The sequence below is a fragment of the Streptococcus lactarius genome (assembly GCF_016642265.1).
Taxonomy (GTDB): Bacteria; Bacillota; Bacilli; order Lactobacillales; family Streptococcaceae; genus Streptococcus; species Streptococcus lactarius.
Genome location: NZ_MRXX01000007.1, coordinates 1 through 24,342 on the forward strand (window position 1 = coordinate 1; position 24,342 = coordinate 24,342).

Consider the following 24,342-nt stretch of genomic DNA (forward strand, 5'->3'; position numbering starts at 1 on the left):
ACCACTGCGTCTTGCTTGATAATCCAAAAACAATTGAGAGGCTAGGACTTTTGTCCCAGCCTCTTTTTTCATTATTCAATATTTGATCAATATAAATTTTGTTAGATCAATCCTTTCCTCTAGCGATGAACTGTTCATCCCCTTCTGGAATGCCTCCTTCATCTTCTATATACCGTTCTACTTCCATTCGTAAGTCGTACTTCTGGCGAAGATCTAAGATCTTTTGCATGGTTGCCGATTGATGGTGGAGATCCAGTGCTTCCTGATTGGCCCATTGGTCAATCAATAGGACCGTTTCGTTATTCTCAATCGGAAGAAAATAGTCGTATTTGAGATTCCCTTCTTTGCTTCGAATCTCAGATACAGTACCAGTTTCTATCATCTCTTTGGCAAAAGCAATCGCAGCTCCATCTTTTCCTTTGTAATAAATATTGACTGTTAAAACCATGTTATTTCTCCAATTTCTCTTTTTCTATTATTTTAAAACAAGTCTGAGGATTATCTCAGACTTGTCGTCTTATAAGGAGCAAATTAGTCATAAAGTGACTCACCATTACTTGCAATTACTTCTTTGTACCAGTCAAAGGATTTTTTCTTGTACCGAGCTAGGGTCCCTGATCCATCATCGTTGCGGTCTACATAGATAAATCCGTAACGTTTGCTCATTTCTGCAGTAGATGCAGACACAAGGTCGATACAACCCCAAGTCGTGTAGCCCCAAAGTTCTACACCATCTTCAATCGCTTCTCCTACCTGTTGCAAGTGCTGTTTCAGATAATCAATGCGGTAGTCATCTTCGACTGTTGGACCATTTGGTCCTTCTACCAAGACGTCTTTCGCTCCAAGTCCATTTTCTACGATAAAGAGTGGCAATTGATACCGATCATAGAAATCGTTCAATACTAGGCGTAGACCAACCGGGTCGATTTGCCATCCCCATTCAGAGCTGGCTAGATAAGGGTTGCTCACTCCTCCAAGAAGATTCCCCATACCGGACTCATAGTTTTCTGGATCGTGGGCTTGCACCACACTCATATAGTATGAGAAGGAAATAAAGTCAACCGTATTTTCTGCTAATAGTTCGGCATCCCCATCAGAGAAATGGATCGCAATATCATTTTCACGGAAGTAACGATTGATGTATGCTGGGTATTTCCCACGCGCATGAATATCAGAGAAAAGATAGTTTTGATTTGAGAACTCACGAGTTGCTAGGACATCTTTAGGATTTGGTGTCATTGGGTAAGCTGGCATCGCCAAGACCATACAACCGATCTTAAAATCAGGATTGATTTCATGTCCTACTTTCGTTGCCAAGGCTGAAGCGACCAATTCATGGTGAACTGCTTGATACAGATCTTGTTTCGACAACTCTTCAGCAGGTGTGGCAATCCCTCCACTCATGAAAGGGGCATGCAGGACAGAGTTGATTTCATTAAAGGTTAGCCAGTATTTTACCTTGTCTTTGTAACGGTTAAATACCGTGCGAACGTAGCGTTCATAGAACCCAATCAAATCACGATTTACCCAGCCGTTATACTGACGAGCCAAGTGCAGAGGGGTTTCATAGTGAGAAAGGGTCACCAAGGGTTCGATCCCATACTTGGCTAATTCATCAAACAAGTCATCGTAGAATTGTAGCCCTGCTTCGTTTGGCTCCAACTCATCCCCATTTGGGAAAATCCGTGACCAAGCAATAGAAGTCCGGTAAACCTTAAAGCCCATTTCTGCAAATAGAGCGATATCTTCTTTGTAGCGATGGTAAAAATCAATTCCCTCAAGTTTTAAGTTGTCAGGAGTAGGTTCTTCTGTAATCAGAGGATTGTGGTCTCCAGGTTTAGCTGGAACTCCACCTTTTGGTGTCACATCCTGAACAGAAAGTCCTTTTCCATCAACATTATAAGCACCTTCATATTGATTGGCTGCAGTCGCGCCACCCCATAAAAAATCTGTTGGAAATTTAGCCATATTCTTTCTCTTTTCTTTTGTTGTTGCTTATATTATAATAAAGCCAGAAACGACTGTCTTACACTAAACTATTCATTACTGATACTATTCTCACAAAAGGAGAACTGATGCTCAATTTAGGTAAACTCCACAAGAACATTCCTTATAAGAATGACCTGACTCCCTACTCCATCACTCGAACGATAATGGAAGAGGGCCAGCCCGACATTCTCTTTCATTGGCATACTGATATGGAAGTGGTCTATGTCCATGAAGGACAGGCCCAGTTCCATATCGATAACGATTATTTTAACAGCGAGAAAGGCGATATTATCCTCATCCGCCCCAACGCCCTCCATTCCATCCACCCAATCGGTAGAAACTATCATTTTATGGACGCAATCAACTTTCACCTGGATTTATTGGGTTACTCTACTTTAGATTACGCCTCTATCAATTATCTCCAACCTCTCTACAATGGCCAGTTGGACTTTGATCGTGTCATCAAACCTCATCAACAAGGCTATACCGAAATCCGACAACTTCTTATAGAAGCTATGGAAATCGGGTACAATCGTGAAAATTTCTTTGAGTTAGAACTAAAAAGTAAGCTCCTGTCCCTTCTTGGACTACTCTTCAAACACGGCTATGTTCACTCCAAAGAGCAGACACGTGATGCTTATCGGCGTGAAGAAAAGATCCGGACGATTATTGACTATATCAATGCCCATTACCAAGAAGAACTCACGATTGATCACTTAGCATCGCTCTGCAATTATAGTCCGACTTATTTTATGAATTTCTTTAAGAAAAATCTGGGTGTTAGCTGCATGGATTACCTCATCTCCTACCGGTTACGCAAGGCGACCGAGCTGCTCCAACATTCCAGCCTCTCCATCCTTGAGATTGCATCAGAAATCGGTTTTACAAACCTATCCAACTTCAATCGCCAGTTTAAAAAGGCCTACTATATGACTCCTAGTCACTATCGAGAAGAAAAAAGAAGCTAAAACTTATCTTAGGAAAGTATCATGATGAGATAGGATACTAGTAGAAAGATCGCATATTAAAGTGTACAATCAAAACAAGATGGAAAGGAGTTCACGAATGAGCAAGATTATTTTCCTAGATGTAGATGGAACCCTTGTGGATTATGATAATCACATTCCAGATTCAGCTAGACACGCTATTCAAGAGGCTCGTAGAAATGGTCATCTAGTCTATGTTTGTACAGGACGAAGCAAGGCAGAAATGCCAGATGACATTTGGAATATTGGTTTTGACGGCATGATCGGAGGAAACGGCTCTTACATTGAACACAGGGGTCAGATTCTTCTGCATCAGCTGATTCCATATGAGACAGCGAAACGAGTGGTCGATTGGTTGCAAGCAAGAAAGTTGGAATTTTATCTGGAAAGCAATAACGGCCTTTTTGCCAGTCGGAATTTTCGAGAAGCTGCGAGACCAACTCTACGCGCCTACGCTTTGGGCAAGGGAGCTAGCGAAGATCAAGTCTTACACATGGAGGCCGAAGATGCCTTGCATGGTTTGGTTTATGGTGGAGAGCTCTACCGCGATGACTTGAACAAAATCAGCTTCATTCTCCACTCCTATCAGGATCATTTGGATTCTAAAGAAGCCTTCCCAGAGCTAAAAGCTGGAACTTGGGGAGGACGTGGAGAAGAGGCTCTCTTTGGAGACTTAGGTATAAAAGATATTCATAAAGCCTATGCAGTTGATGTTATTCTCCAGCATCTTGGGGCCAATCGTGAAGATACCATCGCTTTTGGTGATGCTAAAGTCGATATTCCTATGCTAGAGGCCTGTCAGATTGGTGTGGCGATGGGAAATGGTGGACCAGAAATCCTTGCCATGGCGGATTTGATCACGGATGATGTCCGAGAAGACGGTATTTATAATGCTTTTGAAAAACTAGGTTTACTGTAGGAGGATCTTATGTCAAAAACTCTTTATCTCATGCGTCATGGACAGACACTCTTTAACAAACGCCATCTGATCCAAGGATGGTGCGATTCTCCACTGACAGATCTTGGAATCTACCAAGCTCAGATTGCGGGCAATTATTTTAAAGAAAAAGGCATTCAGTTTGACCAAGCCTTTAGCTCAACTTCAGAACGAGCCTGTGATACGTTAGAAATTGCCACCGATGGACAAGTCCCTTATCAACGCATCAAAGGCCTCAAGGAATGGAATTTCGGGGTATTTGAAGGAGAGAGCGAAGACCTTAATCCAGCACTCCCATACAAAGACTTTTTCGTTCATTATGGTGGAGAATCTCAACAGGAATTGCAAGATCGCATGAATCAGACGATTTCAGAACTAATGGAAAATGCAAGTGGGGAAACCATTCTCATGGTGTCACATGGAGGATCCATTGCGAATTTCGCAAGAGCCTGGAAACATTATTGGCAGGTAGACATCACCTCTCGCATGACCAATTGTTGTATCCTCAAGTTTACCTATACAGATCATATTTTTTATTTAGAAGACGTCATTCATCACGATTTCAGTGGCTGGACAGGTGATGAAACCTAGACAAGAAAAAAATCATAAACCTCGTGTGTTTATGATTTTTTTATTTTACGTATCCGAGATAGATGAATCGTCAGGTAAAGTTGCTCATCATCCGACACTTGGTAATCCCTGGTTTGTTTGAGGTGATGGGCTATTTTCTCAGTCGTCGCATAAGCAATTGGGTATTTGCATTTGAGCATGTCGAACATGTCGTTATCTTCCATCTCTCGATAGCTTGTATCCGTCAATACTCGCTCACAGAAAAATTTCAGATGAGTAATAAAGCGTTGAACATAGATATCCTCTTCATCCAGTGGAATCTCCAAGCTATACTTGACAATGGTCATGATTTCTTCCATGAGCTGTGTAAGATCACGTGCATTGGAATTCCCTTGTTGCAACTCGCTATTCACTAAGGTCAGGGCCATAAAACCAGCTTCATCATCTGGTAACTCTTGTCCTAAGTAGGTACTGAGAAGTTCTTGAGCATAGCGCCCGACTTCATATTCCTTAGGAAAGAAACGCTTGATATCCCACATGAGAAAATTTTTCATAAAAAAGCCATCACGTACTCGCTGCTCAACCCCATACATATGATCTGCGAGGCTTAAAAAAGCTTTATCCTTCAGTGAAATATCTAATTTAGACTTAGCGAAAGAAATCGCCTTATCCGCTAGCACCAAGAGTTCAACTGGAATATCTACAAACAATTCATGACTTTCTTTTGATAAGACATAGCGTTTCTCAATCGCTGACTCGTCTAGTTCTTCCCCTACTTTTTTTCCAAAGGCAAGGCCTCGTCCCATGACGATGACTTCTTGCTCTTTTTCTTCAGACAACACCACATTGTGATTGAAAATTTTAAGAATGATCATGTCTTTTTCCTTGTTCTTTCCTATCTCTAGTATATCACAATGAAAGAGCATAGAGAACGAATTCCCTACGCTCTTGATTTCTAACGAATTTCGAGGAGATTTTGCCCTAAGTCTACTTGACCACTTGCCAGTGTTTCTACCGCTTCATAGTCAGCCGAGTTGGTTACAATGACTGGTGTCACCACTGAGTATCCTGCCTCCGTGATCGCTTCGATATCAAAGGTAAGAAGCAATTGGCCTTTTTTCACTTTTGAACCTTGGACAACGTGAGCTGTAAATCCTTTGCCATCCAACTCTACGGTATCCATTCCTACGTGGATAAGTAGTTCAGCTCCATCATCCGTCGCTAAACCGATTGCATGGTTGGTAGGGAAGAGCAAGCGAATGGTTCCGTCAGCTGGTGCTACCACTTCACCCACAGAAGGCTCAATAGCGACGCCTTGACCCATAGCCCCACTTGCAAAGACTGCATCTGGAGTTTCTGAAAGCGGAACGACTTCACCTGTGATTGGGCTAGAAACGACCTGTGGTGTCGCTTCTAATTTCTTTTCGTCATTACCGTCTGCTGGTGCTACCGCTGTAGGGTCTCCAAACAAATTCGGAATCTTCACTAGCTGTGTCAAACCAAAACCTAATGCAAAGTTGGCCACAATCGCAATCAAGAAATGAACAACTGTCATGCCATTTCCAGCTTCAATGAAGGACGGAATCGCAAAGAGTCCCATACCTCCCATTGTTTGCATTTTGACATCAAAGAAGGACAAATAAGCACCGGTCAATGCACCTGAGATACAGGTCATAATAAATGGCGTACGCATTGGAAGTGTGATCCCGTAAATAGCAGGCTCTGTCACCCCAAAGAGTGCTGAAATAAAGGCTGGAATAGATAGTTGACGAACCTTCTCTTCCTTGGTACGCATCATGATGTTAACAAGAGCACCTGCCTGTGCAAAACAGATCGCGATAGAAGCAACCAAGATGACCCCTGGACCCTTTTGTAATTCCAAAATAGCCAATGGTACCAAACCCCAGTGAAGACCAAACATCACCAAAACTTGCCATGTTGCACCGAGGATAATGCCATAAATGACTGGATTGAAACCATAGATTCCTGTAAAGACTGCTCCTACTAAATCAGAAGCCCAAGACATCACTGGACCAATCACAAGGAAAGCCAATGGTACGGTTACCAAGAGAGTGAAGAATGGGACAATGAAGACCTTGACTACATCTGGAATGATCTTTTTGAAGAATTTTTCAATTTTAGAACCTGCCCAAACTGCCGCAATGATTGGAAGAACTGTTGACAAATAGCTTGAAGTTGGGAAGATAATTGGAATTCCAAAGAAGGTCGAGAAAATTTTTGATTCAATTGGAGTCCCACCAAATAAGGTATAAAGTGGCTTATCAGCTGTAAAGCTTGCGGCGATGTTTGGATACACCAAGGCAAAACCAATCGCTAAAGCTGTAAATTGATTCATCTTGAAGCGCTTAGCCGCTGTGAGGGCCAAAATCAATGGAAGAAATTGGAAAAGTCCATCTCCTGCTGCATTCAGAATGACGTAGGCCCCATCTGTTGAAGGAACCCCAAGTGCTGCCATAATAGCTACCACACCTTTGATCATACCGGCTGCAGACAAGGTACCAAGCATGGGTTGGAAGAGGCCTGATACGAGTGCAATAAAGCGGTCAAATAGATTGCCTTCAACGACATCATCGTCTGCGTCTACACTGCCTTCACCGGCAATACCAGCAACTTTCAGAACTGCATCATACACATCTGGTACATGATTTCCGATCACGACTTGGTACTGTCCTCCAGCCTTCACGACTGTGACGACACCCTCGCGTTTCATCAAATAATCTGTATCCGCCTTTGCTTCATCTTTCAATGAAAAACGTAAACGGGTGACACAGTGGACCAATTTGGTAATATTTTCCTTACCACCGACATGTGCTACAATATCTTGAGCTAATTCTGTATAATCCTTAGCCATATGGAGCCTCCTTATATTTTTTGGTTACAGGCTTGTCTCCTATTTTGAAAATAGGGTACAAAAAAACCTAAACAGATACCTAACAGAAAACAGACGCAAAAAGACTGGTTTCTATCTTGTATATGTTTAGGTTTTGCCTGCATGACCAGTAACAATCCATGAACTTAGTATACCACATAAATTTCAAAATGCAAGCGCTTTTATAAAAATATTTTGAGATTTTTTACGTCTAATCCTCTGATAGATAAAAAAATTTTTTCATTAAAGTAAAAGTCTAGTAGATTCTATCTACCAGACTTTTACTAGTCCATCACAATCATAGCTTTAATAGTCTTGCGTTCATCCATGTCTTTGTACGCCTGATCAATTTCGTCCAGGGTATAGCTATGGGTAAAGACACGACCCGGATTGATATCGCCATCAAGAACCGCTTTTAACAAAACTTGTTTGTCATAAGTAGTAACCGAGGCTGCTCCACCTGCCACCGAGATGTTTTGAGCAAAGGTCGAACCAAGGGCACGATTATTGTAATGAGGCACGCCGACAAAACCTAAACGTCCTCCATTGTGAAGAACCCCAAGGGCTTGATCGACAGCTGCTGCGGTACCGACACACTCAAGGGCGGCATCTGCTCCACCTCCGAGGATTTCACGGACCTTGGCAATGCCTTCTTCACCACGCTCAGCGACAACTGCTGTCGCACCTGACTCCAAGGCCATCTGTTGACGGTCTTGGTGACGGCTCATAAGGACGATTTGTGATGCTCCCCGCATTTTGGCTGCGATCACTGCACATTGACCAACGGCACCGTCCCCGATGACCACTACTTTGTCACCAGGCTTCACATCTGCTACACGCGCCGCATGGTAGCCCGTCGGCATAACATCTGCTAGCGTCAAGAAGGATTTGAGCATGGCTTCTGTATAATCAGACGGTTGCCCTGGGATTTTGACAAGGGCCCAGTTGGCGTATTCGAAGCGCATGTACTCCGCTTGCACCCCATCAGACCAGTTGGTACCAATATGGCGGTCACAAGTCCCATCATAGCCAGCACGACAGGCATCACACTCCCCACAACCATGGGTGAAAGGCGCAATGACAAAGTCTCCTGGCTTAACCGTTGTAATAGCTTCTCCGATTTCTTCGACGATCCCAATAGCTTCGTGGCCACTATTTTGGTGCCCCACTTCAATATCAGGATTACGGTAGTTCCATAGATCAGAGCCACAGACACAGGTACGAACGATACGGAGAATAACATCATCCGGCGCTTCAATATGTGGACGTTCTACTTCTACTAGACCCACTTGCCCAGCTTTTGTATAGACTGCTTTCTTCATAGGAACAACCTACTTTCTATTGCTTACTTATCTATAATATACACTTTTTCTCCCTTATTTTGTAAGTTCAACATCTTCTCGGTAACCCCACCACCCCATAAGAGCTGAGAAGAAAATCGCTACTGCAATAATAATAGTCATAGTCGCAGGTGTCTTGTCAGCGAAAACAGCCAAGAGAATAGATGGAATAACTCCACTACCATATTGAAGGGCACCAAGGATAGCTGCTGCAGAACCTGCCATGTCACTCGGTACTGCATTTAGAGCTGCTGCATTGGAACAAGCCGCAACAATCCCGTTCATACTAAAGAAACAAAACATGGGTACAACGATTCCCCAAAGTCCAAGGGCATTGGTCACTCCCATAAAGGCTAGAACCAAGGTAAATAGAAAGGCTAAACTAGTAGAAATCGCTAGGAGTTTCGGTAGGCTAAAGCGACTGACCAACTGACGATTGACCATACTCATCAAGGACACACCGACAATATTGACCCCAAATAAAAGTGAATAAGCTTCTGCTGGGACATGGTAAAAATTCATATAGATGTCCGAAGAACCCGTAATGAAGGCGTAGACGGCGACATAAAAGAAGGTCACACTCATGGTATAAATCATGAATTTTTTAGAAGCCAAGAGTTTGGCGTAGTTCTTAAAGCTTTGCGTTAGGGAAGCCTGGCTTCGTTCAGCGACTGGCAAGGTCTCTGGGAGAAGACGTGTCGATAGAAAGAGCATGGCTCCTACCACCGCCATAAACCAGAAAATCAGGTTCCAAGTGGAGAAACGAAGGAAGAGACCACCGAGTAGTGGCCCTAGAATTGGAGCTACAGCCATAATCATCATCAAGGTTGAAAGCATTTGTGCTCCTCGTTGACTATCGTAACGATCGCGAATCATGGCCCGACTAATCATGGGACCTGTACAAGCGCCCAAGGCTTGAAAGACTCGCCAGAAGACGACCATAGTCATAGAAGTTGATAGGGCACAACCGATGGAGCCGATAACAAACAAGAGGGTTCCAATCACCAAGGGTTTGATCCTTCCAATTCGGTCGCTAATAGGTCCCCAGATAAGTTGCGCAATGGCAAAGCCAATGACAAAGCCTGTCACTGTCAATTCTACTCGTCCGCCCAGAGCCTTTTGCATGGCCGGCATGGCTGGTAGATAAATATCCGTAGATAGGGAGGTAAAGGCCATAAAGCCACTTAGAATAATTAAAAATGATAAGGGTGTTTTTTCTATTTTTGTCATGTATGCTCCTTTTTAGTCTAGTAATGACATATATCGTTCAGCTGTTTCTGGATCCTGGTGATCATGGAAGAGACTGCTTGCTTGATCCAAGCCTTCAATGCCCTTCATTTCTTCTTCCGTCAATTCAAAATCAAACACATTGAAATTTTCTTGCATGCGTTCCTTGCGGGCGGATTTTGGAATGACCACCACATCGCTTTGGATAAGAAAACGAAGAGCAACCTGAGCTACAGACTTGCCATATTTTTCTCCGATTTCCTTTAAAAGAGGCGTATTGAAGAAATCATTGCGTCCTTCCGCAAAAGGTCCCCAAGACTCAATTTGGCACTTGTATTTTTCCAAATACTTCTTGGTTTCTTTTTGTTGCTGGAAGACGTGGGTTTCTATCTGATTGACAGCTGGTTTGATCTCTACGAAATGCTGCAAATCGATAAAGCGATCCGGTGAAAAGTTGGACACACCGATAGCACGGACCTTGCCAGCTTTATAGGCTCCTTCCATGGCACGATACGTTCCATAGTAATCGCCAAATGGTTGGTGGATGAGCAAAAGGTCAATGTAGTCGGTTTGCAATTTTTGCAAGGATTCTTCAATGGAAGCCTTGGCCTTTTCATAACCTGCGTTAGAAATCCAGATTTTTGTTGTGATAAAGAATTCTTCACGAGGAAGAACTGATTCCTTGATAGCTTCCCCAACTCCTGCTTCATTGCCATAGGCTTGAGCGGTATCAAAAGAGCGATAACCAACTTCGATAGCATCAAGCACTGCACGCTTGGTTTCATCGATCGGTGTTTGGTAAACCCCGAATCCTAATTGAGGCATTTTGACATTGTTATTTAGAGTTTTGTAAATCATGTTATTCTTTCCTTCTTTCTTTCGATGGTTCTAGTTTACATCTGATCAAGAATTTTGTACACTATCAATAAAGGAATCTACTTTTCATATAACGAAAACTAAAAGGAGTTTTTATGTTAAACCTCGAAGAACTCGAACAACTTGTCGCTTTTAAAGAATTAGGAACCCTCTCCAAAGTCGCTGAACAATTCTTGATTTCTACTCCCTCCCTCTCCCGTTCCATGCAACATGTGGAGGAAGCCTTCGGTGTACCTCTTTTTGATCGCAGTGCCAATCGGATTTCACTCAATGAAACAGGAGAGCGTGCTGTCCAAGTGGCTCGACGTATTTTGGAAACGAGCCAACAAGGCATTCATGAAGTGAGGGATTTCGACCAAAGCCTCAAGACCATCACAGTGGTCTCGGTTGCGCCAGCTCCCCTCTGGAGTCTCCTTCCAACATTAAGCAGTCTTTATCCTGACAAACAAATCCAACATAAAATTTGTACAACCAGCCAAGTGCTTGAAGCCATTGAAAAGAAGACTGCCGATCTAGTCGTCTTACCCTTTGCCTATGAGGGCGACAAGGTTGATTTTCTGCCCTATCTCAAGGAGAGTCTGGACATTGTCGTCCCTCTAGACCACGCCTTAGCTAAAGAGAGCAGCGTCAGCTTTTCAGCTATCGATGGCTATAACTTCCTTTTGATGAATCAGATTGGCTTCTGGAATGACCTTGTAAGAGAAAAGATGCCGGCTTCTAAATTCCTCGTTCAATCCAGTCGTTTTGAATTTGAAGAATTGGCCAACAATTCCACTCTGCCACGCTTTGCAACCAATCTCAGTAAAGATAGAAAGACACTTCAAGGAGAACGAGCCATCATTCCTCTATCTGACCCTGAAGCCAAAGTCACCTACTATCTGGTATCTCTAAATCCAGCTATTCAGTTATCGGAATTGACAGATGAGAAATCGGAATAAAACAAAACTCCTAGGGAATTTACTTCTCTAGGAGTCATTTTGTGTTTAATAGTGGTGAAGGGCAATTAAAAACTTAGTTCACCAATCAAAAAGCTAGCAACAACCATCTCTACGAAATATTAATTTATCATATGTCGTTTATGATAAATCAAGGCTGCTTCTAAGAGTGTAGCGATAATTGCCAAATAAAAAACTGTCTGGATCCCGAAACACTCCATCATAGAACTCATTAAAAAGACGAAAACTGAAAAAGCAAGGGTTGAAATGACTTCAAATACAGAATAAACATGCACTAACTGATTTTCATCAACCGTTTCCTGAAGGAAGACACTTTCGGGGACTTCTTTCAATTGAGACAAGAAGCCGATTCCAGCTGAAAAAAGTAAAAATGTTTCTACAGTTGAGAAAAATAGGATACTGCCTGTAATGGCTGCTATTGCGACAAGCGGAAAGAAAATACTTTTCCATTTGTGAGCTAAAAACTTTTCAGAGTAGTTGAAAACAATCATGCCTCCTAAAATGATCCCTAGAGAATAGGCTGTATTAGAGTAGCCCCAGTAGCTTTCAGTCTGTTGCAACACCTCGGTTACAAAAACAAGAATCACAGATGAAACCCAGATTGTATTAGAAAAATTCTCCAATAAATTTGCTTGTACCAATAACCTTAATGGAGGATTTTTCGCCACTAAGCTCCAACCTTTGACAAGAGTATCCAGATTGGTCTCCGCCTCTAACTGCTCTATTTTAGCCTGAGGGAGAAAGAGCATCACAAAAGTAGAGAAGAGATAAAGGAATAGGACTAGCAACATTGTAGAAAATAGGCCAACCGAAGCGTAAATAAGTCCTCCTAGCCCCCAACCAATTAATTGAATTCCCTCACCACTCATTGACAAAGCAGCATTTGCCTTTCCCAAATTTGTAGCATATCGAGGAATTACGGCATAAGAAACCGGTGCCGCAAAGCCATCTAAGATAGAAATAGCAATGACAAAGACATACATACCCAAGGCTGGTACGAATTGAAACTTGGTAAACAGGGCAACGAGAATTGCCACTAGGACTGTTTTTCCTCCTTGAGTCAAAAATAGAACTCGATTTAAGGGAATTGTTTTGGTCACCAAGGGAACTAAAAAACTTGCCACGAATGCTGACAATCCGATGAGAATTGGAACCATTGAGGTAGCAATGACCGATTTGGTTATAACAAAGAGATTTGCAATAAGGGATACCCTAAGAAAAATATCCGCTAAATTTGCAAACAATTGGGAAACTAATAATTTCACAAAGGAACGAGACATCGTATCCCTCCTTTTTATCAATCTTTACGAGATAAATCAATCACTTGATCATATTGAGCTAGGATCTCATCATCATAATGGTGAATCACCTCCACAAGGGCTTGTGGAAGACTTAGTAGGATCCTTGAAATTTGATGAGCATTCTCTTTATCCAGATTGGCTTTGACTTCATCTGCTAAAATCAAGTCACTATTGTGGTACAAACTACGAGCAATTTCTAGACGTTGCTTTTCCCCGCCAGAAAGCTGTTCCCCATATAGAAGATGTCCCTTTAAAAATGCTAAGTTTACTCGATCCAAAACCTGTTCCATCTTCAGTTTGTCTAGGGACTTCCCAAGGGTGATATTGTCTTCCAGTGACAACCCATCAAAAATATAGGAGTCTTGTAAAATATAGGAAACCGATCGTGCGATCTGCTCCTGTGCTAAAGTCTGACCATAGTAGGTCACACTCCCTGAATCTGGAGATACCTGACCATAAAGAAGGTTCAACAAGGTAGACTTCCCACAGCCACTTGGGCCAATCAGAGCAACTTTCTCTCCTTCTTTGATTTCTAAAGATAGTTTTTTAAAGAGTACTTTATCTTCAAATCGTAAAGAAACATGATCCACAACGATAGGAAAAAGAGGCACCGAAACTTGGTCACCTGTCTGCGGGCTTGTATCTTGAAGTAGAAAAGAGTAACGTGCCCTCAGTTGTTCAGTCGACTTGTAAGTATTGATAAAATAGGAAAGTTCATTGAATTGATAGCCGATATTATGGGAAACTAGATAAATTGCAACAAAGCTGGCACCAGACAAGTAATCATAATAGGTCATCACCCCACCGATAATGATTGGAACAACCGAACAAAACGCATCAATACTATTAATGAGGATATTGTTGATTGTCCGTTGTCGTTCATAGCGAATGTCTTGCTCAACTCTTTTTCCCAAAACTTTTTTAAATCGATGAAAGAAGAAATCCACGGCCCCATAATTTTGAACGACTCTTACACCACCAATTATATTGGTAGTTTGAAGGAGGTAATCCTCATTTGAGAGCGTTTTGTCATCTGAAATACGATCTAATTGTTTACTACCAATACCACTACAGAGAGCAGGAATAGAGTAAAAGCAGATAAAAATCCAACCCAGCCAAAAATTCGTTACTAGAGCATAGATCATGGAAACCATCGTAAAACCAAGAGATGAAATAATAATGACAGCTGGCTCGAGATAAGATGTTTCAAGTTGTTTCACATCGTTTTCAAGATGAGACAGAATCTCCTCTTTTTCACCATTTTTACCATACAAAAAATGGTGAAATAATTTTTCTTTCATCGTCAAGGTAAAATCTGCGACTAACCTTGCATAGTAATACCGTTTTCCAGCCAACCCAACCAGAATAATGAAATTACCAACAATCCCAACGATTAGTGCCATCCATAATTCACTCAGCGCCTTCTTTTCAAAGCTCGCCACAATCATTGATACCAACGATGGCGTGATAATAGCTTCCAGCCAGGTCACAGCAATGAAACTAAAATAGAGAAGCAAATGTTTTTTTGAAATGAATTTTTTTAACATGGCAGCTCATCCTTTCTACAGAGTCTATTAGAGAGAACTGTTCCTTATCCCATTTAGTTGGATTCTATGGACTGATTGTAAAAATTATAGCACTTCTTCTTTTGTACGGTATTTTATTCCCATATATGCTCACTAATTATTTTCATTCATCAATTTTTTCAAATGTCTTTCATAAATCGTCGCAATATGCTCGCTCCCTGCCAATTTCATGGCCTCAATACACTTTCTCATTTCGTCGATGGCACTCGTATCTCCTGTCTTTCGATAGCGATAAAAGTTTTGAGCATAGACAAATACGAGACGTTCATACATTTCCGTCTCGATGAAGAAACACTGATTTAATTGTTCCTCAAAATAGCAGGCATCTACCATTTTTTGGCGCTCAATACAAGTAATATACCCATTCAGTAACATGGTTGAAATCATACGTCGATTATTCGGAATCTCTTTGTAGAAATCCGATCTTTTAGACATCTCCCTTGCCAACACCATAAAAACCTCATGATGCAACACATCTAGGGTATTTATAAAAATTAATAACTCATAATAGCCCCAGTGCTCTACGCTGAATAGGTAATCCGTTAAATCCTTTAGGTCGTCTTCTGTATAGTAATCTTCTCCAGATAAATCCTGTAAACGAATTTTTAATAAAATGGTATTGATGTGATGAAACTTTTCCCTTTTGTCTTTCAACCCCATCTGAGAAGCAAGGAGTTTCTTCATTTCATCGATATCATGAGTCGATACAAAAAGCCTGACCTTTGTCAAGAGTTCATTCAGATCATCACGGTGAAAATCATGGACAGCATACATAAATTCATCAATCGGCACATTGATTTCATCTAAGATCAACATAAACTTTGAAATGGTTAAATCTGTCTGCCCCTTTTCAAAGCGGGAGAGTTGAGAGGTTGAAATACCTGCCTTTGCAACATCTTTCAGTCGGATACCTCTGGATTCTCGGAACTGCCTATATAGTTCTCCAAATTTCTTCATTTAGCACCTCTATCAAGCATATATGGGAAAACTTTTTCTTTTTAGTATTCTAGCATAAATTAACGAATAAAACAAAACCCCTAGAAAATCTACTTCTCTAGGAGTCGCTTCGTAATTAATGATGGTACTCTTGCTCACTTTCTAATTCCAGCTCTTCAATATTTCGCTTGTGAGCACGGTGAGTTGCTAGATCTTCATCCACTTCAATAGTGACATTTTGAAAGCCCCTCTCTTTGAGCAAGCCTCGGATAGACTCTTTACAGACCTCCATATGCTTGACATGCTCCAGACATACATGGACGATGGCATTTTTCTCCAAACCGTCCATGGTCCAAAGATTAAGCTGGTTAATACTAGCGACATGGTCCAACTCTGCCAGATCCGTCTTGATCTTCTGGATGTTCACCCCTTCCGGCACAGCATCCAGGAAAATCCTGAGCGTAGACCAAAAACGTGGAATGGCTTTTGAAAGAATAAAGAAGGAAATAGCAAGGGACAGGAGCGGATCCAGGATATACCAGTCAGTATATCGGAGAACAATGGCCATCAGGATGACGGCGACCCAACCTAGGGTGTCTTCCAAAAAGTGCAGGCTGAGAATGGATTCATTCTTGGTTTGTCCCTTACGAATGACCAGACTTGCTAAGACATTTACACTGATGGCAATGATTCCAAGCCAGAGAAGACCTTCTTCATTGACAGGTTGTGGGTGAAAGAGTTTGACCATATTTTCCAAAATCACCATACCAGACCCTGTCATCAGGATCACAGCGGTCACCATAGCCCCTAAAAGGCTAAAACGCTTGTAGCCCAAGGTATAATGGCTGTCTTCTTTCCGATTGGAAATGCTCTCTAGGAAAGCCGAGATACCAATAGCAACCGCATCCCCAAAGTCATGAACCGAATCAGCGAGAACTGCACTGGAACCAAAAATCCCTCCTGCTATAAACTCAACAATGGCAAAGCTTAGATTCAAGAAAAAAGCCAGCCAAACTGCATGTTTTGTCTTCATAATCTTGTTTCCTTTGTTATAATGGGAGTGGGACAGAATAAATTTTTATAAAAATTTATTCCTATTCCCACCCCGCAAGGCTGATTAGGTACTCTTTGAATCTAAAGAGCGAAAAAGAGACCAATCAGCTACTGCGTAAATCATTTAACTATATAGATATTCCGAGAACTGAGACTATTATCTCTTCTCTTCATTATCTATTATCCAATACTATCAACAGAAAGGGTAGAAGCAAACCGTTCGCTATGTACGTTATTGAACAGTTTGTTCAAATTGTCCATATGAAAGTTCCAGATCGTCGCATCACCAAGACTCGAAATGCTATCTATAACGCTTTTTTACAATTACTCAACCAAAAAGACTACGAAGCCATCACGGTTCAAGAAATCATTGACCTCGCTGACGTAGGGCGTTCGACCTTTTACAGTCATTATGAAAGTAAGGAATTACTCCTAGATGAACTCTGTCAACAGCTCTTTCACCATCTCTTTGAGCGTGCTGAGCACCTCTCTCCACAAGACTACCTGGCCCACATCTTTCAGCATTTCAAGAAAAATCAAGACCATGTAACCAGTCTTTTGCTTTCAAAAAACGATTATTTTATCCGGCAACTGCGAAAAGAACTGGAACATGACGTCTATCCCATGGTAGCAGACGAACTGATTCAATCACACCCCAACATTCCTCACTCCTATCTCAAGCACCTGGTCGTCAGCCACTTCATTGAAACTCTCAGCTGGTGGTTGAAAAAAGGCAAGACTTACACCGAACAAGAAGTCATCCAGTTTTATTTGGAGATTTTAAAAGTGGGCTCGAACTAGAAAGGAGTACTTTCAATGACCACCGTGCAATTTTACTTTCTATTTCCATCACTATTCATGCTTCACGAACTCGAAGAAATCGTTTGGATGCCATCCTTTGTCAAAAAAATATCAATCCAGTATCCAAACAATCGAATCCTACCTTATTACACTCCTTTTGCTTTCAATGCCATTGTCTTGGAGCAATTTCTGATCCTAATGACGTCGCTATATCTTAGTTACCAGTTTAATAACTATAGCATTTACGCGACCATCATAATCGCTTATATCTACCATGTATTAGGACATCTGATTCAAACAATCGTTATACGAAAATATGTGCCTGGATTGTTGACGGGCATTTTAACGAGTTTGTTTTCTCTATGCAATCTCAAAAATGAATTTCCAATTATACTTTATGGTTACTCTCTTTTTACCTTATTGGTTATCATTTTAAATCTTGTATTATCATTTGTGGTACTTCACAAAATGAGTCGTAGGCCTTGATATATAATCATCATATCCAAGATTTCTTCTTGAAAGGAAACCGTATGTTCTTCTCCATTCTCCTCGGCTTTTTTACAGCCTTCTTAGCCCTTGCTTTTGCTCTTCTTCATTTCATGGCTAGCCTTTCAGAATTAAGAAAGGGCAAAAATACTTTAGGAAATCGGCTTCTCCTTATCGGAAGTAGTAATGCGACCTTATCTCTCATCCTCTACTTCCTTTTGCCGATTGTTGCTTTATTCATTTGGCTAATCGGCTGTGGGTTGATTTGCTACGGAGCCTATTGGAATGGCAAGCACAAAGAAAACTTCAATCTAGCCCACCATGTCATTCGATTGGGAATCGCTCTGCTAATCACTATTTTATTAGCCCTCATATAAGAAAAGCTCAAGTTGTATCAATGAAAACTTGAGCTCTTTTATTATTCCATTCATCATCCAAAACTGCTATGCCTTTTACAGTTTATCTCCTTTTTTCTCCCCATCTTTCTATTTCTTAAAAGTAAGGACTGTTTTTCCACGTGAGCGACCATTAGCAACCTTTTCTAATGCGCTATTTACCTCTTCAAATGGATAGACTGTATCGATAGATGGTTTGATTTCTAATGTACTCAACAGGTCAGCTACTTCTTGTAATTGAGCACCATTACTTTCTACAAAAATGAAATGATAGTGAACGCCATATTTGTCCGCCATCTTATCAAATTTGCGACCTGCTAAGCCAAGAATCATCTGTTTCCATTTTGGCAGCTTCATGCGTTTGGCAAAGGCACCGTTTGGCACGGCACGAAGCGAAACAAGATGACCCCCTTTTTTCATGATAGACATTTGTTTTTCAGTCTCAGCCCCACCAAGAGTATCAAGGACGTAATCGACCTCACTGACAGTTTTTGTATAATCCTCTGTTTTATAATCGATAAAACGGTCTGCTCCTAGTTGCAACACACGCTCAGCACTATCGCTAGCGCCATTGGTGATGACTTTCAAACCTTTGGCCTTAGCAATCGGAATGCCCATACCGCCTACACCGCCTGTACCACCAGAGATAAAGATCGTCTTGCCAGCTTGAGCTCCCACGAGTTCTAGGGCCTGCATAATGGTCAAGGCAGTCAAAGGTACAGCAGCAGCTTCCTCGTCTGATAGATAGTCTGGTACCTTGGCCAGAGCCTGGCTATCGACAGCCACATATTCTGCAAAGGCACCAATATGGTCTAGTGGTAGACGTCCAAAGACACGATCTCCTACTTGAAAGTTACTAACGTTGTTCCCGATGCTTTCAACGATTCCAACGACTTCATTACCAGCAATTTGTGGGAGCTTGTACGGTACAATTATTTCAACCTCTCCACGTGAAATCATGTTATCGAGAGGATTAACCCCAGCTGCAGACACCTTTATCAAAACTTGATTTTCGTTCATAGTTGGTCTGGGCACTTCTGTGATGTTCAGTACGATATTGTTTTTATTATATTTTGTATGTTGTGCAACTTTCATGTGATTTCTCTTTTCTATTATTTTATATTTGTTGAACTTGTATCTAGTACAGATATATCTTATTTCTAGTAAAAACTGACTTGTTTAGCTTCTTGTTTTAGGCTATCAATACCATCTTCTACAGTTTGATTTGACCACTCTCTCTATCTGAAATTTTGAATGAACGAAAAGGAATGGATCTGTTTCTTAAATGTCTTTCTTCACTGGGTAATTAAGATAAATGGTATAAAGAACCGAATCCATTCCTATTGATCAAGCCATCAACACCATGAGTATGGGAATCACCACCATGGTAGCAAGGGTCGTCTCTGTCACCATGACCGCTGCGTAATCGCTATCAGCTCCGTAGAGTTTGGCGACGACTGGCGCATTGGTCATCACAGGCATGGCGGACTGAATGATAAAGACTTGCTTCATCAAGCTTGGAAGAGGTGCCCAGTAAACAATGGTCGCCATCAAGAGTGGGGCAACCACGAAGCGTCCCAACAGAATTAAGAATTGGTCTTTTTTCAGAGTCAGCTGCTTTAGTCCTGCATTGGACACTGATAAACCAATAAATATCATGGATAAAGGAGTTGTCAAATTACCCAGATACTGTAAATCACTGGCTAAAAAGGTAGGGAGCTTGATATGAAGAATCACCAAGACTAGCCCTAAGAGAAAGCCCATGAGAGGAGGAGAAAAGACTTTTTTCAGACTCGTTTTGAGATCAAACTGAGCTTCTCCCTCGCCATCCCGCTGGATCAGGTAGGTCCCCAGGGTCCAGAAAAAGGTCGTATTACACATGTAATAGATCAAAACATAGGGAATACTGGCATCCCCGAAAAGGGCTTGGTTAATGGGAAGACCCACAAAAATCGTATTGGAGTTAAAAAACATGGAAATAAAGAGGCCCCGGTGGTCTTGTCTCACTGCAAAGATCCTAGCTACTGCTGTCGCGATGCCAAGTAAAATGACCATAGACAGGGCAGGAAAACGCAGTTCTGGTAACATTTTTAGGAGGGCAGCCGCTGTAAAACGCTGTGTAATGGTGTAGAGCATATAGCAGGGCAAAGCGATTTGAGTGACTAATTTTGCGATCAAGCCACGTGACTTGTCATCAAACCAGCCTTTTTCACCTATGACAAAGCCCACTAAAATCATACCTAGAATGACCAGGATCCCTGATATACTCCTCAAAAAGATGTCCATGTTTTCTCCTTTTACTTCTTTGAAATGAGCGTTTTTCCACAAGGTCTCAAAAACTACTCTAGTATATCACAAAAAGAGGTGGAGGAACATGCCCACCTCTTGATTTTATTGATGGTTACTAGTAGCCTTTCTTGGCCGCCTTGGTCCATTGGTACCAACCAACGAGACTGTTAATAAGGTAAATCAAGAAAAACCAATAAAATGGTGGGGACTATGGCGAAAATAGATGATTCAGTTAAAAAGAAAGTTCCAGAATTGCGATTTAAAGGATTCACGGATGAATGGGAACAGCGTAAGTTGGGAGACGAAGTTCGAATAGTGATGGGACAGTCTCCTAATTCAGAAAATTATACTGATGATCCTAATGGGCGCTAAAAATGCAAAGACCTATGAAGACCTATTTTGTATTAGTCAAACAAAAGATCCAAAAGAAATGGTATATGATTATGACCATGAAACAAAGTAAAAGCAAACCGAGTGATCTGAGGAAGCACCCGATGATCATGAAACGTTATTAAACACAAAAGTCACCCATGTGAGTTCTTGCCAGAAGCTGAAGTTAATCCTTCAACCTGGAAAACCCGCAGAGGTGACTTTTTCTATACATCTCGATTTTTCTGGCAATAATCATTAACCGATAAATATGTCTGTGAATCACCCAGCGACTCCGCTATGTCCATAATCCGCGGTGGTAGTAATCCCACTCGCTGGACAAGTTCGTGATCGCTGAACAATTCCCGTGGACTGCCGGCGAAGCCAAACTTTCCGTGTTCCATAACATACACCGACTCAAACTCGGCGGCGACCCAATCCATGTCATGGGTGATGGTCACAACTTGGTGGCCCGAATCAGCCAACTCATGGAAAATTGCGGTCAACTTGCGCCGGCTTTCCAAATCAAGCGACATCATCGGCTCATCAAATAAATAAATCGCCGGATCCACTGCCAAAACTGTGGCAACGCTCAACAGCTTGCGTTCCGACAATGACAGGTCATATGGACTTTCAGCTGTTTTATCATCCAAGCCAACTCTTTTTAGAGCCGCTAAAGCCCGCTTCGTAATCGTGTCGTGGTCATCCATGACCTGCGCGACACTCCACTCCACCTCTCGTTGAACGGTCGGGTTGAAAAGCTGATCGTCAGGATTCTGAAAAGTAATCCCAACCTTCAGTAACTTTTCGACTGGTTTAAGATCATTAAAATTTTCTCCATCGATCTTAATCACACCGGTTTGTGGTGTCAGCAAGCCCGTCAACAATTTGAAGAGCGTTGATTTGCCGGCACCATTTTGGCCGACAATCGCCACCATCGGATCGGCGAAGTGTTTGTCTTCAACATCCAAGCTAAAGGACCGTTCCGGATAAGTGAACGTCAGGTGCTTCAGTTCAATTGTGGACATAACAAACCTCCTTCAGTTCAGCGTCATTCACCGGATACCGGCCATCAGCCAAGTGCCAATCCATTTTTTGAGCAAGTTGCTGGATTGTCGGGGCTGGAATCTGCCAGTCAGCTGCCAAATGATTAAACACCTCACCCGGCCTGCCCTGGGCTACCATTTGACCCTCGTGCAGCACCCACACAAGGTCGGCGACTTCGCACAAATCGTCAATTTCACTGGTGACAATGAAGACAGTCTTCTCTTTGACTTGGGCCAGCCATTGGAAAAATTGTCGGCGGCCAAGGGGATCCATCTGACTGGTCGGATCATCCATAATCAAAACAGCCGGGTTAGCCGCAATCGCCGTGGCAATTGCCAACCGCTGGATCTGACCACCGGAAAGGCTCTCGGGACGCAAATTCAGCTGTTCAATCAGCCCCATTTGCGTGGCAACTTCTTCAACCCGTTTTTGAATCAGTCCTTCAGCCATTCCCTGATTAATCAAGTCAAAGGCGATTTCATCGGCAACCGTGTCTGCCAACCCGCTTAGTTGGCCAGCTGGATTTTGCAGTACAACTCCATTCATGGCATTATAAACGGGCCAATTGTCGGACACTCGCTGGCCAAAGATGTGCCAGTCGCCCTCAATCTCAGCAGACACCATTTTGGGAATGACCCCTGCAAGCACACGGCACAAAGTCGATTTGCCGGAGTGGCTATTCCCGATAATCCCAACCACCTGGCCGGTATGAACCTCCGCGTTAATCTGACGCAGTTGTGGTTGCTCAGTACCCGGATAACGGGTGGTCAAATTTTCAATTACAATCCGTTTATCTTCGTCCATATCTTCCACCCAATCAATAAAATTGCCAATCCAGTCAGACCAATGTGCAGCGTTCGCGACAGGCGATACACGCGCTGGGAAGTTCTGACAGTCCTGTTGAGATTATCAAAACCTCTCAGCTGGAGAGAAATCGACCGCGTCATCGATTGATCCAAGGTCTTAATCACCAATGGAATTAGAACCGGCAGGACTGACTTTAATTTCTGAATCAACGTTTTTTGCGGATTGGTTCCGCGAACTTTTTGTGCCTGCTGGATTTTCCGCATATTGCGCATCATTTCCGGCAAAATATAACACACCGACATCAGAACGTAGACGGTTTTATAAGACAATCCGGACAGTTCCAAATAGGCCGCGTTTTCTGAAATACTCGTGGTCACCATAAAAAAGCCACTGGTCAAAATAATCACCAATACTCGACAACCCAGAGTGGTGGCGTAAATCAGGCCTTCTTTGTAGAACGACACCCCAAGCACAGAAAACAGCACAGTTTGATTCCGACTGTAAAATAACCCTTGGATGATCAGCATGGTGCAAATCAGAAACAGGCTGAATCCCAGCGCCTTAAAGATGGTAGAACTCAATTTGGAAAATAACAATAGCAGTGTTGCGACAAGAATTAGTCCGGCCTGAAGCAATAAATTCATACTGGCAAAGCTCAACAACGTCATGTCCAAGATGAACAAGAGCTTAGTAATCGGATCGATCACCTGGTACCACTTGAACTTGACCCGTGGCGCTCCAGAATTCAATGTTTGATCAGTCATCATTTATCATCGCTAAAGAAGTGCATCATCCGCTTCGGCAGCTGACGATAGATGAAGAATGCCAGATAGGCCACGCAGACTTTATCCAAAATATCCAAGACAAACTCATCGATAAATGAGGCCAGCCACACTGGTGCATGATTGGCGACCATTACCGCAAACAATGAGTCACCCCAAGCTATACCGGTCTGACCACCCCAAAAGATGACGTTGAGTGGCGTTGAAATGACAGCTGAAACGATGGCAATAATAATAGCAGAAACAAATACTCGTCGCGCTGACGAGAACCACCCCTTGGCGTGCAAAACTCCGACAGCAATCCCAATTCCGATGCTGGTAATCGCATACACGGTTGAAATTGGCGATAAGGTCAGCCCATAGATCACATTGTTGATGAAACCACTGATGGCACCGGCAACTGGCCCAGCCAACATGCTGGCAAGAAAGGTTCCCAAAGACCCCAGCCAAACGGGCAACTTTAACCCCTCCGCCAAGGCTTTGGCAACATAGTTAATCCCCACGGCAGCGGGAATCAAAGTCATGGTGGCAGCACTTAACTTAAACTTCCACATACTGGTACGATGAATCGGTTCTGTTTTCATATTCTTCTCCTTTTGTTTTTAAAGAGCCGTGTCTGTTTAGACTTTCGGACGCAACGCTCTAAAGATTTTTATGCTTGAACTGTCATCATTTTAGCAGAATCACCTTAGTCGACATCGGATCTTCTCCTTAAAAAC

Annotated in this window: 25 protein-coding genes; 8 read left to right on the forward strand and 17 right to left on the reverse strand. The window is 42.3% G+C overall.

Going from position 1 to position 24,342, the window contains the following annotated elements; translation table 11 throughout:
- Positions 1-106: 106 nt before the first annotated feature.
- Complete coding sequence (locus BTU61_RS05495; RefSeq protein ID WP_200772684.1) at positions 107-448, reverse strand: antibiotic biosynthesis monooxygenase family protein; 342 nt, start codon at positions 446-448, stop codon at positions 107-109.
- An 83-nt stretch (positions 449-531) separates the two neighbouring features.
- Positions 532-1,968: a glycoside hydrolase family 1 protein gene (locus tag BTU61_RS05500; protein ID WP_200772685.1), complete on the reverse strand. Its 1,437-nt coding sequence runs from the start codon at positions 1,966-1,968 to the stop codon at positions 532-534.
- Between the two features lie 107 nt (positions 1,969-2,075).
- Between BTU61_RS05500 and BTU61_RS05505 the strand changes: the two genes are divergently transcribed.
- The 3 genes from BTU61_RS05505 to BTU61_RS05515 all read left to right on the forward strand — a co-directional run bounded on the left by BTU61_RS05505 (position 2,076) and on the right by BTU61_RS05515 (position 4,503).
- Positions 2,076-2,957 (forward strand): AraC family transcriptional regulator, encoded by an 882-nt coding sequence (locus tag BTU61_RS05505; RefSeq protein WP_200772686.1) that lies wholly within the window; start codon positions 2,076-2,078, stop codon positions 2,955-2,957.
- Between the two features lie 97 nt (positions 2,958-3,054).
- Positions 3,055-3,894, forward strand: coding sequence for a Cof-type HAD-IIB family hydrolase (locus BTU61_RS05510; protein ID WP_200772687.1), 840 nt, complete (start codon positions 3,055-3,057; stop codon positions 3,892-3,894).
- Between the two features lie 9 nt (positions 3,895-3,903).
- The gene (locus BTU61_RS05515) at positions 3,904-4,503 is read left to right on the forward strand and encodes a histidine phosphatase family protein (RefSeq protein ID WP_200772688.1); all 600 of its coding nucleotides are present in this window, start codon (positions 3,904-3,906) and stop codon (positions 4,501-4,503) included.
- Between the two features lie 29 nt (positions 4,504-4,532).
- Here the strand turns inward: BTU61_RS05515 and BTU61_RS05520 are convergent, their stop codons facing one another.
- The 5 genes from BTU61_RS05520 to BTU61_RS05540 form a co-directional block, all read right to left on the reverse strand.
- Positions 4,533-5,357 carry a PRD domain-containing protein gene (locus BTU61_RS05520; RefSeq protein ID WP_200772689.1) on the reverse strand — a complete coding sequence of 275 codons (825 nt, stop codon included), beginning with the start codon at positions 5,355-5,357 and terminating at the stop codon, positions 4,533-4,535.
- 80 nt (positions 5,358-5,437) lie between these two features.
- On the reverse strand, positions 5,438-7,354 hold the full coding sequence (locus BTU61_RS05525; protein ID WP_200772690.1) for a beta-glucoside-specific PTS transporter subunit IIABC: 1,917 nt from the start codon (positions 7,352-7,354) through the stop codon (positions 5,438-5,440).
- A 302-nt stretch (positions 7,355-7,656) separates the two neighbouring features.
- A complete protein-coding gene (locus BTU61_RS05530) occupies positions 7,657-8,694 on the reverse strand; it encodes a zinc-binding dehydrogenase (protein ID WP_200772691.1) in 1,038 nt (345 codons plus the stop codon).
- Between the two features lie 54 nt (positions 8,695-8,748).
- On the reverse strand, positions 8,749-9,942 hold the full coding sequence (locus tag BTU61_RS05535; protein ID WP_200772692.1) for a multidrug effflux MFS transporter: 1,194 nt from the start codon (positions 9,940-9,942) through the stop codon (positions 8,749-8,751).
- Between the two features lie 12 nt (positions 9,943-9,954).
- Positions 9,955-10,797 (reverse strand): aldo/keto reductase, encoded by an 843-nt coding sequence (locus BTU61_RS05540; RefSeq protein ID WP_200772693.1) that lies wholly within the window; start codon positions 10,795-10,797, stop codon positions 9,955-9,957.
- Between the two features lie 113 nt (positions 10,798-10,910).
- On the opposite strand from BTU61_RS05540, the gene BTU61_RS05545 reads away from it, so the two are divergent.
- Positions 10,911-11,753 carry a LysR family transcriptional regulator gene (locus tag BTU61_RS05545; protein WP_200772694.1) on the forward strand — a complete coding sequence of 281 codons (843 nt, stop codon included), beginning with the start codon at positions 10,911-10,913 and terminating at the stop codon, positions 11,751-11,753.
- Positions 11,754-11,872: 119 nt separating this feature from the next.
- Here the strand turns inward: BTU61_RS05545 and BTU61_RS05550 are convergent, their stop codons facing one another.
- The 4 genes from BTU61_RS05550 to BTU61_RS05565 form a co-directional block, all read right to left on the reverse strand.
- Positions 11,873-13,051, reverse strand: a complete 1,179-nt coding sequence (locus BTU61_RS05550; protein WP_200772695.1) for a ryptide export MFS transporter — start codon at positions 13,049-13,051, stop codon at positions 11,873-11,875.
- Positions 13,052-13,068: 17 nt separating this feature from the next.
- A complete protein-coding gene (gene gggC, locus BTU61_RS05555; protein ID WP_200772696.1) occupies positions 13,069-14,619 on the reverse strand; it encodes a streptosactin export ABC transporter GggC in 1,551 nt (516 codons plus the stop codon).
- A gap of 132 nt (positions 14,620-14,751) precedes the next feature.
- Positions 14,752-15,615 (reverse strand): helix-turn-helix domain-containing protein, encoded by an 864-nt coding sequence (locus BTU61_RS05560; protein ID WP_200772697.1) that lies wholly within the window; start codon positions 15,613-15,615, stop codon positions 14,752-14,754.
- A 115-nt stretch (positions 15,616-15,730) separates the two neighbouring features.
- Entirely contained in the window at positions 15,731-16,627 is an 897-nt protein-coding gene (locus tag BTU61_RS05565) for a cation diffusion facilitator family transporter (RefSeq protein WP_200772698.1), read from the reverse strand.
- A 281-nt stretch (positions 16,628-16,908) separates the two neighbouring features.
- On the opposite strand from BTU61_RS05565, the gene BTU61_RS05570 reads away from it, so the two are divergent.
- From BTU61_RS05570 to BTU61_RS05580, 3 genes are read left to right on the forward strand one after another with little or no spacing between them, the layout of a single operon-like run.
- Positions 16,909-17,448 carry a TetR/AcrR family transcriptional regulator gene (locus BTU61_RS05570; RefSeq protein WP_234700100.1) on the forward strand — a complete coding sequence of 180 codons (540 nt, stop codon included), beginning with the start codon at positions 16,909-16,911 and terminating at the stop codon, positions 17,446-17,448.
- 15 nt (positions 17,449-17,463) lie between these two features.
- Positions 17,464-17,934: an HXXEE domain-containing protein gene (locus tag BTU61_RS05575; RefSeq protein WP_200772700.1), complete on the forward strand. Its 471-nt coding sequence runs from the start codon at positions 17,464-17,466 to the stop codon at positions 17,932-17,934.
- Positions 17,935-17,978: 44 nt separating this feature from the next.
- Positions 17,979-18,311 (forward strand): glucuronide permease, encoded by a 333-nt coding sequence (locus BTU61_RS05580; protein WP_200772836.1) that lies wholly within the window; start codon positions 17,979-17,981, stop codon positions 18,309-18,311.
- A 108-nt stretch (positions 18,312-18,419) separates the two neighbouring features.
- On the opposite strand, the gene BTU61_RS05585 is transcribed toward BTU61_RS05580, so the two are convergent.
- A complete protein-coding gene (locus tag BTU61_RS05585) occupies positions 18,420-19,424 on the reverse strand; it encodes an NADP-dependent oxidoreductase (RefSeq protein WP_200772701.1) in 1,005 nt (334 codons plus the stop codon).
- 252 nt (positions 19,425-19,676) lie between these two features.
- Positions 19,677-20,615, reverse strand: coding sequence for an AEC family transporter (locus BTU61_RS05590; protein ID WP_200772702.1), 939 nt, complete (start codon positions 20,613-20,615; stop codon positions 19,677-19,679).
- Positions 20,616-20,828: 213 nt separating this feature from the next.
- On the opposite strand from BTU61_RS05590, the gene BTU61_RS05595 reads away from it, so the two are divergent.
- Positions 20,829-20,990 (forward strand): hypothetical protein, encoded by a 162-nt coding sequence (locus BTU61_RS05595; protein WP_001062367.1) that lies wholly within the window; start codon positions 20,829-20,831, stop codon positions 20,988-20,990.
- Positions 20,991-21,214: 224 nt separating this feature from the next.
- Here BTU61_RS05595 and BTU61_RS05600 read toward each other — a convergent pair whose 3' ends face one another.
- The 4 genes from BTU61_RS05600 to BTU61_RS05615 are packed head-to-tail and all read right to left on the reverse strand — an operon-like array spanning position 21,215 to position 24,207.
- Entirely contained in the window at positions 21,215-22,015 is an 801-nt protein-coding gene (locus BTU61_RS05600; RefSeq protein ID WP_200772703.1) for an energy-coupling factor ABC transporter ATP-binding protein, read from the reverse strand.
- Entirely contained in the window at positions 22,002-22,838 is an 837-nt protein-coding gene (locus BTU61_RS05605; RefSeq protein WP_200772704.1) for an ABC transporter ATP-binding protein, read from the reverse strand. The genes BTU61_RS05600 and BTU61_RS05605 overlap by 14 nt, the downstream gene beginning before the upstream one ends.
- Complete coding sequence (locus BTU61_RS05610; RefSeq protein WP_200772705.1) at positions 22,814-23,605, reverse strand: energy-coupling factor transporter transmembrane component T; 792 nt, start codon at positions 23,603-23,605, stop codon at positions 22,814-22,816. The genes BTU61_RS05605 and BTU61_RS05610 overlap by 25 nt, the downstream gene beginning before the upstream one ends.
- Positions 23,605-24,207, reverse strand: coding sequence for an ECF transporter S component (locus BTU61_RS05615; RefSeq protein WP_200772706.1), 603 nt, complete (start codon positions 24,205-24,207; stop codon positions 23,605-23,607). The genes BTU61_RS05610 and BTU61_RS05615 overlap by 1 nt, the downstream gene beginning before the upstream one ends.
- Positions 24,208-24,342: the final 135 nt, after the last annotated feature.

Excerpts from the sequence above, each read along its gene's own strand:
- BTU61_RS05495 (WP_200772684.1), bottom strand. The coding sequence starts at position 448 with ATGGTTTTAACAGTCAATATTTATTACAAAGGAAAAGATGGAGCTGCG.
- BTU61_RS05500 (WP_200772685.1), bottom strand. The coding sequence starts at position 1,968 with ATGGCTAAATTTCCAACAGATTTTTTATGGGGTGGCGCGACTGCAGCC.
- BTU61_RS05505 (WP_200772686.1), top strand. The coding sequence starts at position 2,076 with ATGCTCAATTTAGGTAAACTCCACAAGAACATTCCTTATAAGAATGAC.
- BTU61_RS05510 (WP_200772687.1), top strand. The coding sequence starts at position 3,055 with ATGAGCAAGATTATTTTCCTAGATGTAGATGGAACCCTTGTGGATTAT.
- BTU61_RS05515 (WP_200772688.1), top strand. The coding sequence starts at position 3,904 with ATGTCAAAAACTCTTTATCTCATGCGTCATGGACAGACACTCTTTAAC.
- BTU61_RS05520 (WP_200772689.1), bottom strand. The coding sequence starts at position 5,357 with ATGATCATTCTTAAAATTTTCAATCACAATGTGGTGTTGTCTGAAGAA.
- BTU61_RS05525 (WP_200772690.1), bottom strand. The coding sequence starts at position 7,354 with ATGGCTAAGGATTATACAGAATTAGCTCAAGATATTGTAGCACATGTC.
- BTU61_RS05530 (WP_200772691.1), bottom strand. The coding sequence starts at position 8,694 with ATGAAGAAAGCAGTCTATACAAAAGCTGGGCAAGTGGGTCTAGTAGAA.
- BTU61_RS05535 (WP_200772692.1), bottom strand. The coding sequence starts at position 9,942 with ATGACAAAAATAGAAAAAACACCCTTATCATTTTTAATTATTCTAAGT.
- BTU61_RS05540 (WP_200772693.1), bottom strand. The coding sequence starts at position 10,797 with ATGATTTACAAAACTCTAAATAACAATGTCAAAATGCCTCAATTAGGA.
- BTU61_RS05545 (WP_200772694.1), top strand. The coding sequence starts at position 10,911 with ATGTTAAACCTCGAAGAACTCGAACAACTTGTCGCTTTTAAAGAATTA.
- BTU61_RS05550 (WP_200772695.1), bottom strand. The coding sequence starts at position 13,051 with ATGTCTCGTTCCTTTGTGAAATTATTAGTTTCCCAATTGTTTGCAAAT.
- gggC (WP_200772696.1), bottom strand. The coding sequence starts at position 14,619 with ATGTTAAAAAAATTCATTTCAAAAAAACATTTGCTTCTCTATTTTAGT.
- BTU61_RS05560 (WP_200772697.1), bottom strand. The coding sequence starts at position 15,615 with ATGAAGAAATTTGGAGAACTATATAGGCAGTTCCGAGAATCCAGAGGT.
- BTU61_RS05565 (WP_200772698.1), bottom strand. The coding sequence starts at position 16,627 with ATGAAGACAAAACATGCAGTTTGGCTGGCTTTTTTCTTGAATCTAAGC.
- BTU61_RS05570 (WP_234700100.1), top strand. The coding sequence starts at position 16,909 with ATGAAAGTTCCAGATCGTCGCATCACCAAGACTCGAAATGCTATCTAT.
- BTU61_RS05575 (WP_200772700.1), top strand. The coding sequence starts at position 17,464 with ATGACCACCGTGCAATTTTACTTTCTATTTCCATCACTATTCATGCTT.
- BTU61_RS05580 (WP_200772836.1), top strand. The coding sequence starts at position 17,979 with ATGTTCTTCTCCATTCTCCTCGGCTTTTTTACAGCCTTCTTAGCCCTT.
- BTU61_RS05585 (WP_200772701.1), bottom strand. The coding sequence starts at position 19,424 with ATGAAAGTTGCACAACATACAAAATATAATAAAAACAATATCGTACTG.
- BTU61_RS05590 (WP_200772702.1), bottom strand. The coding sequence starts at position 20,615 with ATGGACATCTTTTTGAGGAGTATATCAGGGATCCTGGTCATTCTAGGT.
- BTU61_RS05595 (WP_001062367.1), top strand. The coding sequence starts at position 20,829 with ATGGCGAAAATAGATGATTCAGTTAAAAAGAAAGTTCCAGAATTGCGA.
- BTU61_RS05600 (WP_200772703.1), bottom strand. The coding sequence starts at position 22,015 with ATGTCCACAATTGAACTGAAGCACCTGACGTTCACTTATCCGGAACGG.
- BTU61_RS05605 (WP_200772704.1), bottom strand. The coding sequence starts at position 22,838 with ATGGACGAAGATAAACGGATTGTAATTGAAAATTTGACCACCCGTTAT.
- BTU61_RS05610 (WP_200772705.1), bottom strand. The coding sequence starts at position 23,605 with ATGACTGATCAAACATTGAATTCTGGAGCGCCACGGGTCAAGTTCAAG.
- BTU61_RS05615 (WP_200772706.1), bottom strand. The coding sequence starts at position 24,207 with ATGAAAACAGAACCGATTCATCGTACCAGTATGTGGAAGTTTAAGTTA.